Annotated in this window: 16 protein-coding genes and 1 pseudogene; 11 read left to right on the top strand and 6 right to left on the bottom strand. The window is 73.6% G+C overall.

Annotated features, from left to right (window positions below; genetic code table 11):
* Positions 1-84: 84 nt before the first annotated feature.
* Both AB0M03_RS19640 and AB0M03_RS19635 read right to left on the bottom strand, forming a co-directional pair.
* A pseudogene (locus tag AB0M03_RS19640) lies at positions 85-804 on the bottom strand (YcnI family protein); the annotation flags it as partial.
* Between the two features lie 142 nt (positions 805-946).
* A complete protein-coding gene (locus AB0M03_RS19635; RefSeq protein WP_363492817.1) occupies positions 947-1,753 on the bottom strand; it encodes a hypothetical protein in 807 nt (268 codons plus the stop codon).
* Between the two features lie 227 nt (positions 1,754-1,980).
* Between AB0M03_RS19635 and AB0M03_RS19630 the strand changes: the two genes are divergently transcribed.
* The 5 genes from AB0M03_RS19630 to AB0M03_RS19610 all read left to right on the top strand — a co-directional run bounded on the left by AB0M03_RS19630 (position 1,981) and on the right by AB0M03_RS19610 (position 5,964).
* Positions 1,981-2,631 (top strand): ATP-binding protein, encoded by a 651-nt coding sequence (locus AB0M03_RS19630; RefSeq protein WP_363492816.1) that lies wholly within the window; start codon positions 1,981-1,983, stop codon positions 2,629-2,631.
* A gap of 124 nt (positions 2,632-2,755) precedes the next feature.
* Positions 2,756-2,986 (top strand): hypothetical protein, encoded by a 231-nt coding sequence (locus AB0M03_RS19625; RefSeq protein WP_363492815.1) that lies wholly within the window; start codon positions 2,756-2,758, stop codon positions 2,984-2,986.
* Positions 2,987-3,031: 45 nt separating this feature from the next.
* Positions 3,032-4,315, top strand: coding sequence for an amidase (locus tag AB0M03_RS19620; protein WP_363492814.1), 1,284 nt, complete (start codon positions 3,032-3,034; stop codon positions 4,313-4,315).
* A 40-nt stretch (positions 4,316-4,355) separates the two neighbouring features.
* Positions 4,356-4,979 (top strand): TetR/AcrR family transcriptional regulator, encoded by a 624-nt coding sequence (locus AB0M03_RS19615; RefSeq protein ID WP_363492813.1) that lies wholly within the window; start codon positions 4,356-4,358, stop codon positions 4,977-4,979.
* A 112-nt stretch (positions 4,980-5,091) separates the two neighbouring features.
* The gene (locus AB0M03_RS19610) at positions 5,092-5,964 is read left to right on the top strand and encodes an alpha/beta hydrolase (protein ID WP_363492812.1); all 873 of its coding nucleotides are present in this window, start codon (positions 5,092-5,094) and stop codon (positions 5,962-5,964) included.
* Between the two features lie 69 nt (positions 5,965-6,033).
* Here AB0M03_RS19610 and AB0M03_RS19605 read toward each other — a convergent pair whose 3' ends face one another.
* On the bottom strand, positions 6,034-6,273 hold the full coding sequence (locus AB0M03_RS19605) for a DUF5302 domain-containing protein (RefSeq protein ID WP_363492811.1): 240 nt from the start codon (positions 6,271-6,273) through the stop codon (positions 6,034-6,036).
* 335 nt (positions 6,274-6,608) lie between these two features.
* Here AB0M03_RS19605 and AB0M03_RS19600 point away from each other — a divergent pair, with 335 nt between their 5' ends.
* Positions 6,609-7,430 carry an integrase gene (locus AB0M03_RS19600; RefSeq protein ID WP_363492810.1) on the top strand — a complete coding sequence of 274 codons (822 nt, stop codon included), beginning with the start codon at positions 6,609-6,611 and terminating at the stop codon, positions 7,428-7,430.
* Positions 7,431-7,460: 30 nt separating this feature from the next.
* Here the strand turns inward: AB0M03_RS19600 and AB0M03_RS19595 are convergent, their stop codons facing one another.
* Both AB0M03_RS19595 and AB0M03_RS19590 read right to left on the bottom strand, forming a co-directional pair.
* Positions 7,461-8,411: a pirin family protein gene (locus AB0M03_RS19595; RefSeq protein WP_363492809.1), complete on the bottom strand. Its 951-nt coding sequence runs from the start codon at positions 8,409-8,411 to the stop codon at positions 7,461-7,463.
* Between the two features lie 133 nt (positions 8,412-8,544).
* Positions 8,545-8,973 carry an SseB family protein gene (locus AB0M03_RS19590; RefSeq protein WP_363492825.1) on the bottom strand — a complete coding sequence of 143 codons (429 nt, stop codon included), beginning with the start codon at positions 8,971-8,973 and terminating at the stop codon, positions 8,545-8,547.
* 275 nt (positions 8,974-9,248) lie between these two features.
* Here AB0M03_RS19590 and AB0M03_RS19585 point away from each other — a divergent pair, with 275 nt between their 5' ends.
* Entirely contained in the window at positions 9,249-11,078 is a 1,830-nt protein-coding gene (locus AB0M03_RS19585) for an acyl-CoA dehydrogenase (RefSeq protein WP_363492808.1), read from the top strand.
* Positions 11,079-11,345: 267 nt separating this feature from the next.
* Positions 11,346-12,647 (top strand): M18 family aminopeptidase, encoded by a 1,302-nt coding sequence (locus tag AB0M03_RS19580; RefSeq protein ID WP_363492807.1) that lies wholly within the window; start codon positions 11,346-11,348, stop codon positions 12,645-12,647.
* A gap of 77 nt (positions 12,648-12,724) precedes the next feature.
* Here AB0M03_RS19580 and AB0M03_RS19575 read toward each other — a convergent pair whose 3' ends face one another.
* Complete coding sequence (locus tag AB0M03_RS19575; protein WP_363492806.1) at positions 12,725-14,545, bottom strand: NHL domain-containing thioredoxin family protein; 1,821 nt, start codon at positions 14,543-14,545, stop codon at positions 12,725-12,727.
* A gap of 123 nt (positions 14,546-14,668) precedes the next feature.
* Between AB0M03_RS19575 and AB0M03_RS19570 the strand changes: the two genes are divergently transcribed.
* The 3 genes from AB0M03_RS19570 (at position 14,669) to AB0M03_RS19560 (ending at position 16,828) form a co-directional block, all read left to right on the top strand.
* Positions 14,669-15,253 (top strand): isochorismatase family protein, encoded by a 585-nt coding sequence (locus tag AB0M03_RS19570; RefSeq protein ID WP_363492805.1) that lies wholly within the window; start codon positions 14,669-14,671, stop codon positions 15,251-15,253.
* A gap of 39 nt (positions 15,254-15,292) precedes the next feature.
* A complete protein-coding gene (locus AB0M03_RS19565; RefSeq protein ID WP_363492804.1) occupies positions 15,293-16,207 on the top strand; it encodes a DJ-1/PfpI family protein in 915 nt (304 codons plus the stop codon).
* Positions 16,208-16,342: 135 nt separating this feature from the next.
* Positions 16,343-16,828 carry an LURP-one-related family protein gene (locus AB0M03_RS19560; protein WP_363492803.1) on the top strand — a complete coding sequence of 162 codons (486 nt, stop codon included), beginning with the start codon at positions 16,343-16,345 and terminating at the stop codon, positions 16,826-16,828.
* Positions 16,829-16,832 lie beyond the last annotated feature (4 nt).

Here is a 16,832-nt window from a genome sequence, read left to right as displayed (position 1 = left end):
CCAGCCCGGAGGACTTCCTCGCCGGCGTCCCCGACGAACGCCGCCGCACCGACGCCCGGGCCCTCTGTGCCCTAGATCGGTGCCGCTCTTGCGGCGGAGGCCCGCGACGCCGAGGGCGGCGCCGATCACGCCGACGACGATGCCGACCACACCGAGGGTGCGGGCGGTGGAGTCGTCACCCGTGCTCGCGGCGGCCTTGTCGCCGTGGGCGTCCTGGGAGGCGTGCTGGTCGGCGGTCGGCGCGGCGGAGGCGGTGGCGGCGGCCTTGGTGAGGGTCAGCACCGGCGCCGGCTTGGCGGGCTCGGGCTGGCCCTCCTTGGCCTCCTCGATCCAGCGGACGACGTCGCCGTTGTCGTAGGTCTGCAGGGCCTTGAAGGTCAGCTTGTCGGTGTCGGTCGGCAGGGCGCCGAGCGAGACCCGGAACTCCTGGAACTGGCCGGGGGCGATCTTGGTGCCGGCGTCCGCGGTCCAGGTGATCTTGGAGACGGCCTCGGTGATCTCCTTGCCGTGCGAGCTCAGCGGCTTGTCGAGCTTCGACTTCTCCAGGACGGCCGTCCAGCCCGGCAGCGGCTGGATGCGCACCGACGCCATCGGGTGGTCCATCGGCAGGCTGACCTCCAGCTTCACGGTGGAGGCGGTGTCGCTCTCGTCCGGCACCCGGAACGCCACGGCGGTGTAGCCGCCCTGCGGGACGCTGCCCGGCTGGACGGTGACGTGGGCGGAGGCCGGGCCGGCCAGCGCGACGAGGGCGGTACCGGCGACGGCGGCGGCGAGGGCGGTCCGGCGGGCAGGAGTGGTACGCATGACGGGTCTCTCCAAGGGGAGCGGGGTGCACGGCGGCAACGGCCGCGGCGTGCACCGGGCTTCGGGTGGGGCGGTACGGGCCGTCCCGACTCCGTGCGGGAACGGCCGGACTGCGCGCCGCGAACCCGGTGCCCCGGGCCGCTCAGCGCGCGAACGCCCCCGCCGGCGGGCCCCGCCGGACCACGCTGTGCAGCAGGACCGCGGCCCCGGGCAGCGGCACGTCCGCCGCCCGACCGCCGGGCACCGCAGGACGGGCCGCGGGCACACCGCCCAGCAGCGCCGCCGCCAGCAGCACCAGCGCGCGCCGCAGCGGCGCGGCCCACTCGCGGGCCGCCTCCGTGGTCAGCCGCACCAGCCGCCACAGCGCAGCCTCGCCGTGCCGCAGCCACCACCCGGCGACGACCGCCGCCAGCAGGTGGCCCAGCAGCATCGCCGGGCTCGTCCCCCACAGGCCCGAGGCGGCATGCCCGGCGCCGGACGCGGCATACATGTGCGGGTCCAGGCCGGCGTCGCTGATCAGCTGCTCGGGGGAGATGCCGGCCGGCACACGGGTGACACCGTTGCCCGCCACGTCGTCGCAGAGCAGCCGCCCGGCGGCCTCCGGCATCGACATGCCCGCCACGTGGTGCGCCCGGGCCGGGGTCAGCGTGTGGAAGAGCAGGTGCAGGCCGAGCTGCCCGGCACCGAGTGCCCCGGCGATCGCGGGCAGCGAGCGCTCCCGCCCGCCGAGGGCCGCGGCCAGCAGCACCACCGCGGTGAAACCGAGCCCCAGCGCAGGCAGGGCGACGTCCCCGCCGCCCACCAGCGCGTGCCCGGCGGCCGCAATCAGCGTGCACACCAGCGCGAACGGCACCGCACGCGCCACCCGGAGGTCCCAGGCTGCGGCCGCCACCCCGTCGGAGGGTGCGGCGGCGCCTGTGAACGCGGCGGCGGCGGGGTCGGCAGTCATGGCCGGGCCATCATCTCACCGCTCACACCGGCACCACGGGCAGGGTGGGAAATACGCCGAATGACCCTTTCGGCCCGGCGTGCGCGCCATCACGCGCGCCGCGCGGCACACTGTTCCGCATCAGTCCATCCGCCGAACGGGCGGTCGCGGCCGGAGCCGACGGTTCACTGCCGAAACGCCCGGAGATACCTAGTTGTATGTGGAGCCGCAGCCAGGAGGGACCTCCCGTGGACATCTGGTGGACTCTGCACCTCAAGCGCGACCCGGCCAGCGTGCCGCTCGCCCGCCGCATCCTGCTCGGCGCCATGGACACCGCCGGTGTCGACCCGCAGATCGCCCACGACCTCGGCGTGGCACTCTCCGAGGCCTGCGCCAACGCCGTCGAGCACGCCGTCACCGGCCGTCCCGACGATGGCTTCCAGGTCACCGCCGCCATCGCCGGCGACCGGCTGCGGATCGAGGTCGTCGACTCCGGCCCGGGCCTGCCGCCGATCGCCCCCGCCGTGCCCGGCACGCTCCCCCCGCCGGCCCACCCAGGGCCCGCCGCCGCGCCCCGCTCCGGCCCGCGGCGGTGCCGCAACCGCCGGGGCCGCGCCAGCCTCGGCCCCTCGCTGTTCGCCGGCCACCGGCCGCGGCAGCCCGGACACCCCGCCCCGTACGACACCCACGTCCTGCCCGCCGGCCGGCTCCTCCCCGTCCTCACCCCCGATCCGGACGTCCTCCCCGACCTCACCGCCGAGTCCGGCCGGGGCCTCTTCCTCATCCACGCCCTCACCGACCACGTCCAACTCCGCAACCACCCGCTGCGCGGCGCCATCGTGAGCTTCGACAAGATCCTCAAGTGGCAGGACGACGCCCTCCTCCGCGCCGCCTCCTGACCCCCGGGCAACCCGGCGCTCCGCGCAAGCTCCGGCAGGGGCAACCCTCGTGTCGGTGCGAGCCCCCCTCCAGCGGCGGGCGTGCCGGATTGCCGTGGGCCGGAGGCCGTCGCAGCATGGCGGCATGATGTACGAGATGCGAGCCGAGTACGGCCCGTCCGGCCCGTCCGACGGGGTGAAGACCTGGCACATCGCCCACGGCGGCACCGAGGTCGCCCTCTGCGGGAGGGAGCTGGACGCATCGGCGCTCACCCAGGACCCGGAGCTGTGGTCCCGTACGCCGGACCTCAACTGCCACACCTGCGGGGCGCTCTTCCTGCGCGAGACGCCCTACATGCCGGCCGAACACGAGTGATCGAACCGCCGGTGCGTGCCGCGGCGGAGCCGTAGCGTGGGCGCCATGGAGCCGATGACGCCTCTTGTCCCCGCCGCCGCCCGCCTCCGCGCCGGCGACCCGCCGCTCGCCGAGCACGTCGAGCGCCTCTGCACCCGGATCGACCGGATCGACCCGGCGTTGCGCGCCTTCGTCCCGGAGCCCGGCCGGCACGACCGGATCGCCGCTGCCGCCAAGGAGCTGGAGGCGCGGTACCCGTCGCCCGACGACCGCCCGCCGCTGTACGGGGTGGCGGTCGGGGTGAAGGACATCGTGCACGTCGAAGGTCTGCCCACCCATGGCGGCTCGGCGCTGCCGCCCGGGGTGCTGGCGGGGCCGGAGGGCACCCTGGTGGGGCGGCTGCGGGCGGCGGGGGCGCTGATCGCGGGCAAGACGGTGACGGCGGAGTTCGCCGTACTGGCACCGGGCCCGACCCGGAACCCGTACGACCTGGGGCACACGCCGGGAGGGTCGAGCAGCGGTTCGGCGGCGGCGGTGGCGGCGGGTCTGGTGCCGTTGGCGATCGGCAGCCAGACGGTGGGTTCGGTGGTCCGCCCGGCGGCGTACTGCGGGGTGGCCGGTTTCCGTCCGACGTACGGCCGGATGCCGGTGGACGGGGTGATCGCGCACGCGCCGACGCTGGACACCATGGGCTGCTTCGCCTCGGACACGGCCGGGGTGCGGCTGGCGGCCTCGGTGCTCTGCGACGGGTGGCGCGAGGAGCCGGCCCCGGCGGCGGACCCGGTGCTGGGCGTGCCGGTCGGCGGCTACCTGGACGAGGTCCGCCCGCAGGCGCTGGCCGCCTTCGAGCGCACGGTGGAGCAACTCGGCCTGCCGGTGAGCCGGGTCGACGTGCTGGGCGACTTCGAGGCCGTCCAGCACCACCTGCGGACGATCATCCGGTACGAGCTGGCGCAGGTGCACCACGAGCTGTTCACCCGCTTCGGGAGCCTGTACCGGCCGGAGACGGTGGCCGCCGTCCGGCACGGCCGGGAGATCGACCGGGCGGACTACGCGGCCGCGCTGGCCGCGCGCGCCGACTTCCGGCGGCGGGTGGCCGAGGTGACGGCGGAGCACGGGGTCGACGTCTGGGTGACGCCCGCCGCGACCGGTCCGGCCCCGCTCGGCCTGGACGCGACCGGCAGCGCCGTGATGTCGATCCCGTGGAGCCACGCGGGGCTGCCCGCGGTCTCGCTGCCGGCCGGGCAGCTGGACGGCCTCCCGCTGGGCCTGCAGTGCGTGGGGGCGGAGGGCGGTGACGAGGCGCTGCTCGCCCGTGCGGCCGTGATCGAGGGCCGCCTCGCGGCGTAGGCTGGCCGCCGACGGCAACCGCCGGGACGGGAGGAGCGCGGTGGAGGCGCCGACCACGGACGGCCGGGTGCAGCGGGGCAACGAGACCCGCCGCGCGGTGCTGGGGCGCGCCGTGGAGCTCGCCTCGGTCGAGGGCCTGGAGGCGCTGTCGATCGGCAGGCTCGCCACCGACCTGGGGCTGAGCAAGAGCGGAGTGTTCGCGAGCTTCGGTTCCAAGGAGGGGCTGCAGCTGGCCACCGTGCGGGCCGCCCAGCGGATCTTCTACGACGCCGTGGTCGCCCCGGTGGAGGGCCTGCCGTCCGGGCTCGGCCGGCTGCGCGCCCTGTGCGAGTCCTGGCTGGCGTACTCGCGGCGCCGGGTGTTCCCCGGGGGCTGCTTCTTCTACGCGGTGTCGGCGGAGTTCGACGCCCGGCCGGGGCCGGTGCGGGACGCCCTCGCGGTGGTCGCCCGGACCTGGGAGGGCCACATGACCGACCTGGCGCGCGCCGCCCGGGCGGCCGGCGAGCTGAGCGCCGACACCGATCTGGACCTGCTGGTCTTCTCGCTGATCAGTCTGCTGGAGACGGCCAACGCCCAGTCGCTGCTGTACGGCGAGGAGGGCCGCTACGACCTGGCGGCGGCCGGTGTCGCCCGGCTGCTCGGCCAGGCGTCCACCGCGGCCTGACCCCTTCCCGCACCGTCGCCGCATTTCCGTCGCCCTAAAACTGCACGAACGATCGTGCTAATATTTTTCCCCGTCAGGCTCCACCCGCCCCGCACCACCCCCGGGGAGACCCATGGACACCTACGCCCTGCTCGGCCGCACGCTCAACGGCACCGCGCTGCTCTCCCCGGGCCTCGCCGGCCGCGCCGCCTTCGAGATCTTCCGCCGGCCCGGCGGACGCAGCCGGGTCCGCACCGCCGAGCGGGAGGTCCACGACCGGGCCCGCACCGAGCACCTCACCGTCGCGGGCAAGCGCACCGCGGTCTACCGCTGGGGCGACGGCACCCGTCCCGTCCTGCTGGTGCACGGCTGGCAGTCCCGCGCCTCGTGCTTCGCCCCGTGGGTGTCCCGACTGCTCGCGGCGGGCCTCAGCCCGGTCGCCTTCGACGCACCCGGCCACGGCGACTCCGGCGGCCGGACCACCACGATCCTGGAGTACCGGGAGATCATCGGCCGGCTGCACGAGCGGCACGGGCCCTTCGAGGCCGCGGTGGCGCACTCCTTCGGAGTGGCCGCCACGTTCCTCGCGCTCGGCGGCGGTGTGCCGGTCGGCCGGGTGGTGGCGGTCGCCGGGGTGACCGACATCCGCTTCCTGGTCGACGGCTTCCGCCACCAGCTGGGGCTCTCCGATCGGCTCGGCACCGAACTCGCCCACCGGATCGAGACCGTGCTCTTCCCCGAGGTGGACTCGGTGTGGGACAGCTTCGACTCCACCCGGCAGCCGGCCGCATCGGTGCCGCCCACCCTGGTGGTGCACGACGAGGACGACCCGATGGTGCCGGTCCGGCACGCCCACCGGCTGAAGGCCGCGTACGGCGACCGCGTCGAGCTGCTCACCACCCGGCGGCTGGGCCACCGGCGGGTGCTCACCGAGCCCTCCGTCCTCGACAACGCGCTGGGCTTCCTGGCCGAGCCGAGCGCCAGGCCGGCGCCCAGCACCGCCTGACACGACGCCGGAGGGCGGGCCCCCTGTGCGGGGCCCGCCCTCCGGTGCTGCCTCGGGCTTCGCGCGGGGTCAGCCGCCGCTCTTGCGGCGGAACGTGCGCTTGCCGCCCGCGGCACCGTGGGTGCCGTGGATCTTCGACGCGTCCCCGCCCTGTCCGGCGCCGCCGCCCGCGCGGCCGCCGTGCTTGCGCTCCAGCGCGGCGAGGAACTTCGCCTTGACGTCGTCCTGGGCGGGCGCCTCGGTCGGCGTGTCGGCCGGGGCGGCCGCGGCCTCCGGCTGCTCGGCGGGTGGGGCTGCTTCCTGGCTCATGGCGCGACCTCCGGTACGGGCCCCCGGGGCGGGGGCCGTGTGCAGTGCACACCCTGCCATGCCGGCCGCCGCGTGTCGGGCTCATTTCACTTCGTCGGGGAAGCGCGGCCCGCCGATCAGGTAGAAGAGCGCGAGGATCGGGAAGCCGATGGACGCGATCACCAGGACGAAGAACTGCCAGACCATCGCACACTCCAGGGCGGGACCGGTTGATCTTTCGACGGTATGCCGCGCTCCGCCCGGTCGCCACCGCGCGCTCCGGCGCACGCCGCGCCGCCGCGCCGAAGGCCGTCCGACCCCTGTACCGGGCGCCCGCCCGCCCCCAGACTGGTCGGATGCAGGTACAGCTCGCCGGAGAACCGTACGGGCCGGGCCGCGAGAGCGAGGACTTCGCCGCCGCCTCTGCCGAAGCACTGGTGCTGCTGGACGGTTCCAGCATGCCGGAAGGGATGGAATCCGGGTGCCGCCACGGCACCGCCTGGTACGCGAGAAGGCTCGGCGTGCACCTCCTCGCCCGGCTCACCGACCGGGCCGACCGCTCGATCGCCGAGTGCCTGGCCGACGCCATCGCGGAGACGGCCGCCCTGCACGGCGGGCGCTGCGACCTCGCCAACCCCAACACCCCGGCCGCGATGGTGGTCGCCGCCCGGCTGACCGGCGGCTCGCTGGAGTACCTCGTACTCGGGGACTCCCTGCTGGTGCTGCACCCCCGGGAGGGCGCGCCCCGGGTGATCGGGGACAACCAGCGCTTCCCGGGCGGCGAGCTGCTGCGCCGGCAGGTCTGGACGACCGTGCCCGGCAGCGCGGAGCGGTCCGAGCTGTACACGGCGTACGCCCGGGCCGTCCGCGCGGCGCGGAACTCGGGGCAGGGGCCGTGGATCGCGGCCGCCGCCCCGCGTGCGGCCGAGCACGCCGAGACCGGCTTCGTGTCGCTCGCCGACCTGTGCGGGGTGGCCGCGCTGACCGACGGCGCGGCCCGCTTCACCGAGCGGTTCGGACTCGGCAGCTGGTCGGACGCACTGCGGCTGCTGGCGGAGTCGGGGCCGGCCGAGCTGATCGCCCAGGTGCGGGCGGTCGAGGAGGCCGACGCCGACTGCGCGCAGTGGCCGAGGGGCAAGAAGTCGGACGACGCCTGCGCCCTCTATGCCCGGATCTGAGGCCCCGGGAGGGGCCCCGGACCTCGACCGTCAGTCGACCGGGTGACCGAAGGAGCCGGACTGGAAGTCCTTCATCGCCTGCTCCAGCTCCCGGTGGCTGTTCATCACGAACGGCCCGTACCAGGCGACCGGCTCCCGGATCGGCTGCCCGCCCAGGATGATCACGTCCAGGTTGGGGTGGCGCGAATCCTGCTTGGCGTCGGCGGCGATGGTGATGGTGTCGCCGTCGCCGAAGACCACGGCCTGCCCGGTGCGGACCGGCCGCCGCTCGGTGCCGGCGGTGCCGTCGCCGTTGAGCACGTAGGCCAGGGCGTTGAAGTCCGGCCGCCAGGGCAGGGTGATCGAGGCACCCGGGGTGATCGTGGCGTGCAGCAGGGTGATCGGGGTGTGGGTGGCGCCCGGGCCCTGGTGGCCGTCGAGCTCGCCGGCGATCAGCCGCAGGACGGCGCCGCCGTCCGGGCTGGTCAGCAGCTTCACGTGGCCGCCGTGGATGTCCTGGTACCGCGGCTGGGTCATCTTGTCGCTCGCCGGCAGGTTGACCCACAGCTGGATGCCGTGGAACAGGCCGCCGCTCAGCACCAGCGACTCGGGCGGGGTCTCGATGTGCAGGATGCCGGAGCCGGCCGTCATCCACTGGGTGTCGCCGCCGCCGAGGTGGCCGCCGCCGCCGTGCGAGTCCTTGTGGATGAACTCGCCGTCGATCAGGTAGGTGACGGTCTCGAAGCCGCGGTGCGGGTGCCAGGGGGTGCCCTTGGGCTCGCCGGCGGCGTACTCCACCTCGCCCATCTGGTCCATCATGATGAACGGGTCGAGGAACTTGGTGTTGATCTTGGCGAAGGCGCGGCGGACGGGGAAGCCCTCGCCCTCGAAGCCCTCCGGCGCGGTGGCGACGGCCAGCACCGGCCGGGCCCCCGCGACGGCGGGGTCGGGGGTGGCGACGCGCGGAAGGGTCAGCGGGTTCTCGACGGTCACGGCGGGCATGTCGGCCTCCTTCGGAGGGGTCTGTGGCCTACGTCCGACAGATTAGTTCAATCCTCAACCAACTGCAAGTTGAATGTTGAACTAAATGGTGAAGAGTGTGCGGGAGGCCGCACGCCTCCCGCGGGGTGTGGGGTCAGCCGTACATCCGGCGCATGGTGAAGTCGACCATCTGCTCGACGGCCTTGGCGTCGAAGACCATGCGGTGCTCGCCCTCCATGTCGAGCGCGAACCCGTAGCCCGTCGGCAGCAGGTCGAGCACCTCGGCGCCGGTGACGCTGAAGTGCTTGGACTCCTTGCCGGCGTAGCGCCTCAGCTCCTTGAGCGAGCTGAACATCGGGATCACCGGGGTCGGGGTGTTGTGCAGGGCGAGGAAGCCGGGGCGGTCGCCGCGCGGGCAGTGCACCTTGGAGGTGATGAAGATCGCCTGGAAGTCCTCGACCGGCATCGATCCGGTGGTGAACGCCCGGACCGCGTCGGCCAGCGAGGGCGGCGAGGGCTCCGGGTAGAGGGACTGCCGGGCAGTGCCCTGCTGCGGGTCGCCGTACGGGCCGGGGCCGGGCATGCCGTTCATCCCCGCCTGCTGCTGGTAGGGGTCCTGGTACGCGGTCTGCTCGTAGCCGTACACGGGACCAGGCTAGCGGGCCGGGCGCCTCCGGGGAGCGGGTGGACCGCACAATGCGGCCGCGGCTGCGGTTGTGGGACGTGACCACGTTCATAAGGCTTTGCCGTGCGAGGGCTTGAACAAGTTACTGCCGGGTAGCATCATGGTGCGTACTGGTGGGTAAGTGGCGCTCGATCGGCGGGCCCACGGCAAGCAGACGAACCGGAGAAACGGTCATGGGTCACTACAAGTCCAACCTGCGGGACGTGGAGTTCAACCTGTTCGAGGTGTTCGGCCGCGACCAGGTGTACGGCACCGGTCCGTTCGCCGACATGGACGTCGACACCGCGAAGAACATCCTCAGCGAGATCTCCCGTCTCGCCGAGAACGACCTCGCCGCGTCGTTCACCGACACCGACCGCACCCCGCCGGTCTTCGACCCGGAGACCAACACCGCGCCGATCCCGGCCACCTTCAAGAAGAGCTACCAGACCTTCATGGACGCCGAGTGGTGGCGCCTGGGCATCCCGGAGGGCATCGGCGGCCAGGTCACCCCGTCCTCCCTGGTCTGGGCCTACGCGGAGCAGATCCTCGGCTCCAACCCCGCCATCTGGATGTACTCCTCCGGCCCGGCCTTCGCCGGCGTCGTCTACGAGGAGGGCACCGAGGAGCAGCACAAGGTCGCCCAGCGCATGGTCGACGGCCTCTGGGGCGCCACCATGGTGCTGACCGAGCCGGACGCCGGTTCGGACGTCGGCGCCGGCCGCACCAAGGCGATCAAGCAGGAGGACGGCTCCTGGCACATCGAGGGCGTGAAGCGCTTCATCACCTCCGGTGAGCACGACATGTCCGACAACATCATCCACCTGGTGCTGGCCCGCCCCGAGGGCGGCAAGCCCGGCACCAAGGGCCTCGGCCTCTACATCGTGCCGAAGTACGACTTCGACTGGGAGACCGGCGAGCTCGGCGAGCGCAACGGTGTCTACGCCACCAACGTCGAGCACAAGATGGGCCTCAAGGCCTCGAACACCTGCGAGATGACCTTCGGCGCCAAGCACCCGGCCAAGGGCTGGCTGCTCGGCGAGAAGGTCGACGGCATCCGCCAGATGTTCAAGATCATCGAGTTCGCCCGCATGATGGTCGGCACGAAGGCGATCGCCACCCTGTCCACCGGCTACCTCAACGCCCTCGAGTACGCCAAGGAGCGCGTGCAGGGCGCGGACATCGCCAACTTCCTGGACAAGACCGCCCCGCGCGTCACCATCACCCACCACCCGGACGTCCGCCGCTCGCTGATGACGCAGAAGGCGTACGCCGAGGGCATGCGCGCCCTGGTGCTCTACACCGCCTCCGTCCAGGACGACGTGCTGGCCGCCCGCCTGCGCGGCGAGTCCGACGAGGCCGCCGAGCGCCTGAACGACCTGCTCCTGCCGATCGTCAAGGGCTACGGCTCGGAGAAGTCCTACGAGCAGCTCGCCCAGTCCCTGCAGACCTTCGGCGGCTCCGGCTACCTGCAGGAGTACCCGATCGAGCAGTACATCCGGGACGCCAAGATCGACACCCTCTACGAGGGCACCACGGCCATCCAGGGCCAGGACTTCTTCTTCCGCAAGATCGTCAAGGACGGCGGCCAGGCGCTCACCGCCGTCTCCGAGCAGATCCAGAAGTTCATCGCCACCGGCGAGGGCGGCGACGCCCTGGCCGCCGAGCGCGAGGCGCTCGGCAAGGCCGCCGGCGACCTGGAGGCCATCGTCGGCAAGATGCTCACCGACCTGACCGCCGTCCAGCAGGACGTCACCAACATGTACAAGGTCGGCCTGAACGCCACCCGCCTGCTGCTGGTCTCCGGCGACGTCGTGATCGGCTGGCTGCTGCTCCGCCAGGCCGCCGTCGCGCTGGCCAAGCTCGAGGCCGGCGCCTCCGAGAAGGACGTGCCGTTCTACCAGGGCAAGGTCGCCGCGGCCCGCTTCTTCGCCCGCAACATCCTCCCCACCACCGCCCCGCAGCGCCTGATCGCGGAGGCCGTGGACAACGAGATCATGGAGCTCGCGGAGGAGGCCTTCTGAGGCCCCTGAAGTCTGCCTGACACACCCTCACGCCGTGGGGCCCGGTCCGATGACCGGGCCCCACGGCGTTTCCGCACCGGACGGATGCGGGCAAACCCCCCGTCGAGAACTGCTTGACGTCCGGTCAGGAGTGCGCTGTGTCCCGGCGCCCTCACCGTTGTGTCACCGTTTTTGAGTTCGCCGCGTCATGTCCGTGTACGGGCATATGCTCAGATGCGGAGCCGGTACCCCCATCCGGCCTCCGACCTCCCTCAACCCAGGAGCAGCATGTCGACCGCCGACCGCCCGGCCTACTTCGACCGGACGCACACCGACGATCTGATCGCCTACCTCGGCGCCGCGCCCTCGCCGTACCACGCGGTGGCCGCCTCGGCCGAGCGCCTGGAGAAGGCGGGCTTCCGCCGGGTCCTGGAGACCGACGCCTGGGGGGCCGAGGCCGGCGGCCGGTACCTCGTCCGCGGCGGCGCGCTGATCGCGTGGTACGTGCCCGAGGGGGCCGGGCCGGAGACGCCGTTCCGCGTGGTCGGCACGCACACCGACTCGCCCAACCTCCGGGTCAAGCCGATCCCGGACACCGGCTCGGCCGGCTGGCGCCAGGTCGCCGTCGAGATCTACGGCGGCGTCCCGCTGAACACCTGGCTCGACCGCGACCTCGGCGTCTCCGGCCGGCTCGCGCTGCGCGACGGCACCGCCCGGCTGGTGCAGATCGACGAACCGCTGCTGCGCGTCCCGCAGCTCGCCATCCACCTGGACCGGGCGGTCAACGAGGGCCTCAAGCTCGACAAGCAGCGCCACCTCACACCGATCTGGGGGATCGGCGAGGTGACCGAGGGCGCCCTGGTCGAATACGTCGCGGCCAAGGCCGGCGTGGCCGCCGACGACGTGGTCGGCTGGGACCTCATGACCCACGACGTGCAGCCGCCGTCCTACCTCGGCCGCGACCGCGAGCTGCTCGCCGGCCCGCGCCTGGACAACCTGCTCTCGGTGCACGCCGCCACCGCCGCGCTGGCCGCCGTCGCCACCGGCGACGCCGCCCTGCCGTACATCCCGGTGCTGGCCGCCTTCGACCACGAGGAGACCGGCAGCGAGTCCGACACCGGCGCGCAGAGCCCGCTGCTCGGCAACGTGCTGGAGCGCAGCGTCCTCGCCCGCGGCGGCACCGCCGAGGACCGCGCCCGGGCGCTGGCCGGCACGGTCTGCCTCTCCTCCGACATGGGGCACGCCGTCCACCCCAACTACAGCGAGCGGCACGAGCCCGGGCACCACCCGATGCCCAACGGCGGCCCGATCCTCAAGGTGAACGTCAACAACCGGTACGCCACCGACGGCGTCGGCCGGGCGGTGTTCGCCGCGGCCTGCGAGAAGGCCGGCGTGCCGTGGCAGACCTTCGTCTCCAACAACGCCATGCCCTGCGGCACCACGATCGGCCCGATCACCGCCGCCCGGCTCGGCATCACCACCGTGGACTGCGGCATCGCCGCGCTCTCCATGCACTCGGCGCGCGAGCTGTGCGGCGCGGAGGACCCGTACCTGCTGGCGAGCGCGCTCAAGGCGTTCCTGGAGGGCTGAGCCGGGGCCGGGGGCCGGTGCCGCGGGCGGTGGGGGCCGCCGCGCGGACGGCCCCCGGTCGATCCGTCCCGTTCAGGTCACTCCATGCCGGCGAGGACCAGCGGCAGTCGGCGCACGCCGTCGGCGGTCAGCTTCACCGGCACGCCCCAGTCCTGCTGGTGCACGTGGCAGGCCGGGTACTCGACGGCCGGGTCGTCGTCGCAGGAGGCGGCCATCGCCGACACGTGCAGCACGCCCTCGGCGACGGCCTCGTTGAGCACCAGCTCGCGGGAGAGGTCGGTGTCCGCACCCGCGCCCGAGAGCAGCAGCTCCGGCGGGGTGGAGCTGACCAGCAGCCGGGTCGACGGGCCGTAGCGCTCGTCCAGCTTCTGACCGGACGGGGCCTGGAAGACCACGTCCAGCTGAAGGGCGCCGGGGGCGACCTCGGTGGCGGCGCGCTGGGTGCGGTGCGCCACCGACTCGACCTGGACGGCCTCCTCCGGCAGGCGCAGCCGGGTCAGCCGGTGCCGGGCCGACTCCACCACGACGATGTCGCCGTCCACCACCACGGCGCCGGAGGGCTCGCGGACGTCGGTGGCGAGGGTGGTCACCTCGCCGCTCGCCGGGTCGAAGCGGCGCAGCGCGTGGTTGTAGGTGTCGGCGATCGCGACCGAGCCGTCCGGCAGCACGGTGACGCCCAGCGGGTGCTGGAGCAGGGCCTGGTCGGCGGCGCCGTCGCGGTGGCCGAAGTCGAACAGGCCGGTGCCGACCGCGGTGTGCACGGTGAATGTTCCACGTGAAACCCAGCGGACGGCCGAGGTCTCCGAGTCGGCGACCCAGAGCCGCTCGCCGTCGGCGGAGACCGCGAGGCCGGACGGCTGGGCGAACCAGGCCTCGGCCGCCGGGCCGTCGACCAGGCCCTCGTTGGTGGTGCCGGCCGCGACCTCGACGGTGCCGGCCGCCGGGTCGAAGGCCCACAGCTGGTGCACGCCGGCCATGGCGATCCACACTCGGCCGTCGAACCAGGCGACGTCCCACGGCGAGGAGAGGTCGACCTCGCGGGCCGGGCCCCCGGTGGCCGAGCCCTGCCACCACTGCCGGCCGGTGCCGGCCAGGGTGGTGACGCTGCCGTCGGCGAGGCGCACGCCGCGCAGGGCGTGGTTCACGGTGTCCGCCACCACGACGTCGTAGTCGAGGCCGAGGCCCTCCGGGACGAGGGCGAGGCCCTGCGGCTCGCTGAAGCGCGGGAAGGTGCCGTCCACCAGGCCGCGCTCGCCGTCGCCGATCCGGCGCAGCACCGTCTCGCCGTCCTCGGCCAGCTCCACCAGCGAGTGGTGGCCGGAGTCGGCCACCAGGTAGTGGCCGTCCGGCAGCCGCACCGCCTTGCCCGGGAACTTCAGGTCGCCGGCCTGCGGCTCCGGCGCCACGTACGGGCCGTCGCCGCGGCGCAGCGTGCCCTTCGCGCCGTGCTCCGCCTCCAGCTCCTCGACCAGCGCCGCGATCGCGTGCGCATGGCCCTCGCCGGCGTGCTGGGCGACGACGTACCCCTCGGGGTCGATCACCACCAGCGTCGGCCAGGCGCGCACCGCGTACTGCTTCCAGGTGGCGAGCTCGGGGTCGTCCAGCACGGGGTGGTGCACCTCGTAGCGGGCCACCGCGTCGACCACGGCCCGGTGGTCGGCCTCGTGGACGAACTTGGGCGAGTGGACGCCGACGATCACCACGGTGTCGCGGTGCTTCTCCTCCAGCTCCCGGAGTTCGTCCAGGACGTGGAGGCAGTTGATGCAGCAGAAGGTCCAGAAGTCTAGTACGACACACTTACCCCGCAAGTCGGCCAGCGTCAGGTCCTTGCCGCCGGTGTTGAGCCATCCGCCCTTGCCCACCAGTTCGGGGGCGCGTACGCGTGCACGAGAAGCCATGCCCCCATCCAACCCCACCTGCGGTGCCCGCATTCCGTGCGGCTCGGCGGGGTGACCGGATCGGTCCGGGGCGGGGCGCGATCATGCCTGGGGACGGGGCCCCGGGGCGGTCAGGATGGAGGCATGAAGACCGCACTCGTCGTCATCGACGTCCAGGAGTCCTTCCGCCGGCGACCCAACTGGGCGGCCGTCTCCGATCCGGGGATCGCCGACAAGGTGGACCGCCTGGTGGCCGCCGCACGGGAGAAGGGGGACCTCGTCGTCTGGGTGCTCCACGCCGAGCCGGGCTCGGGCGGGGACTTCGACCCGGCGCTCGGGTTCGTGCGCCCGATCGAGGGCCTGGAGCCCGCCGAGGGCGAGCCCGTCCTGACCAAGACCTCGCACAACGCCTTCACCACCACCAACCTCCAGCAGCTGCTCACCCAGCAGGGCGTCGGCGAGGTGGTGATCAGCGGCATCCGCACCGAGCAGTGCTGCGAGACCACCGCGCGGGTGGCCTCCGACCTCGGGTACCAGGTGGTGTTCGTCACCGACGCCACCGCGACCCACCCGATCGAGCACCGGGACGCCCCCGCGGGCCGCGACCTGGCGGAGATCCTGGCCGACCCGCGTACGCTGTCGACGGACGAGGTCATCGCCCGCACCGAGTACGCGCTGGCGGGCCGCTTCGCCCGGATCGCCACCGTGGCCGAGCTGACCGGATCGTGAGCAGGGCCTGATCGTGAGCAGAGCAGGAGGCGGCAGACCGTGAGCAAGGTGGTCTTCCTGCTGGCTCCCCGGCTGCACCTGCTGGACCTCGCCGGCCCGGCCCAGGTGTTCTCCTCGGCGGACGACTTCGGCCACCGCTACAGCACGGTCTACGTCGCCGAGCAGGAGGACGTGCCCACCGCGCAGGGCGTCGGCCTGCGCGCCGCCACCGACTGGCCGGAGCTGACCCCGGCCGACCTGGTGGTGGTGCCGGGCTGGCGCTCCCCCGCGCTGCCCCGCGGGGCGGTGTTCTCCCGGGAGTCGCTGGACCGGCTGGTCGCGCACCACGCCGCCGGCGGCACGGTGGCCAGCGTCTGCTCCGGCGCGGACGCCCTCGGCCGGGCCGGGCTGCTCGACGGCCGGCGCTGCACCACCCACCACGACCTGCAGGACGAGCTCGCCCGGCGCTACCCGCGGGCGGCCGTCGTCCGGGACGTCCTCTACGTCGAGGACCGGCGGGTGCTCACCTCGGCCGGCATCGCCAGCGGCATCGACCTGGCCCTGCACCTGGTCGCCGTCCGGCACGGCCCGTTCGCCGCCGCCCGGGTGGCCCGCACCATGGTGGTCCACACCCGCCGCAACGGCGACGAGCAGCAGGCCAGCGCGATGCTGCGGCACCGCGCGCACCTCAGCGACGCCGTGCACCGGGTGCAGGACGTGATCGACTCCCGGTTCGCCGACCCGCTGCTGCTCACCGGGCTGGCCGCCACCGCCGGGGTCAGCGAGCGCACCCTCACCCGGCGCTTCTCCGAGGCCACCGGCCTCACCCCGCTGCGCTACCAGCAGCAGCTGCGGCTGGAGCACGCCGAGCACCTGATCACCCAGGGGGCGACGGTGGAGGCCGCGGCCCGTGCGGTCGGCTTCCAGGACGCGCGGATGCTGCGCAGGCTCCGCGCCCGGCAGGCGGCCGGCTGACACCGGGAACGCGCCCGACACCGGAGGGACACGCCCCGGGTTCCGTGCCGCCGGGTGCTGACCGCGGGGCCGGCGTCCGGCACGATGTGCTCGTCGTGATCGGGCAGGGCAGAGGGACGAGGGAGTCGGACGGGCATGAAGTACGTGGTCAAGGAGCGGCTGTTCGCGGTCGGCGACGACTACTGGATCGAGGACGGGGACGGCGAGAAGGCGTTCCTGGTGGACGGCAAGGTGCTGCGGCTGCGCGACACCTTCGAGCTGCAGGACCCGTCCGGCACCGTGGTCGCGGTGATCAAGGAGAAGGTGCTCACCGTCCGGGACGCCATGCGGATCGAGAACGCCGAGGGCGAGACCGTGGCGACCGTCCGCAAGAAGCTTTTCACGCCCTTCCGGGACAAGTACCTGGTCGAGCTGGAGGCCGGCGGCGAGCTGGAGGTCCACGGCGACCTGATCGACAAGGAGTACACCGTGGAGTCCGACGGCGACACCGTCGCCGAGATCTCCCGCAAGTGGTTCCGCATCCGCGACACCTACGGCGTGGAGATCGCGGACGGCGCGGACGTCCCCCTGCTGCTCGCCGTCGCCGTGTGCCTGGACCGGATGGTCGAGCACAACGCCTGACGTC

This window comes from Kitasatospora sp. NPDC051914, from assembly GCF_040680995.1.
Taxonomy (GTDB): Bacteria; Actinomycetota; Actinomycetes; order Streptomycetales; family Streptomycetaceae; genus Kitasatospora.
This window is presented reverse-complemented; position numbering and strand designations above follow the sequence as displayed.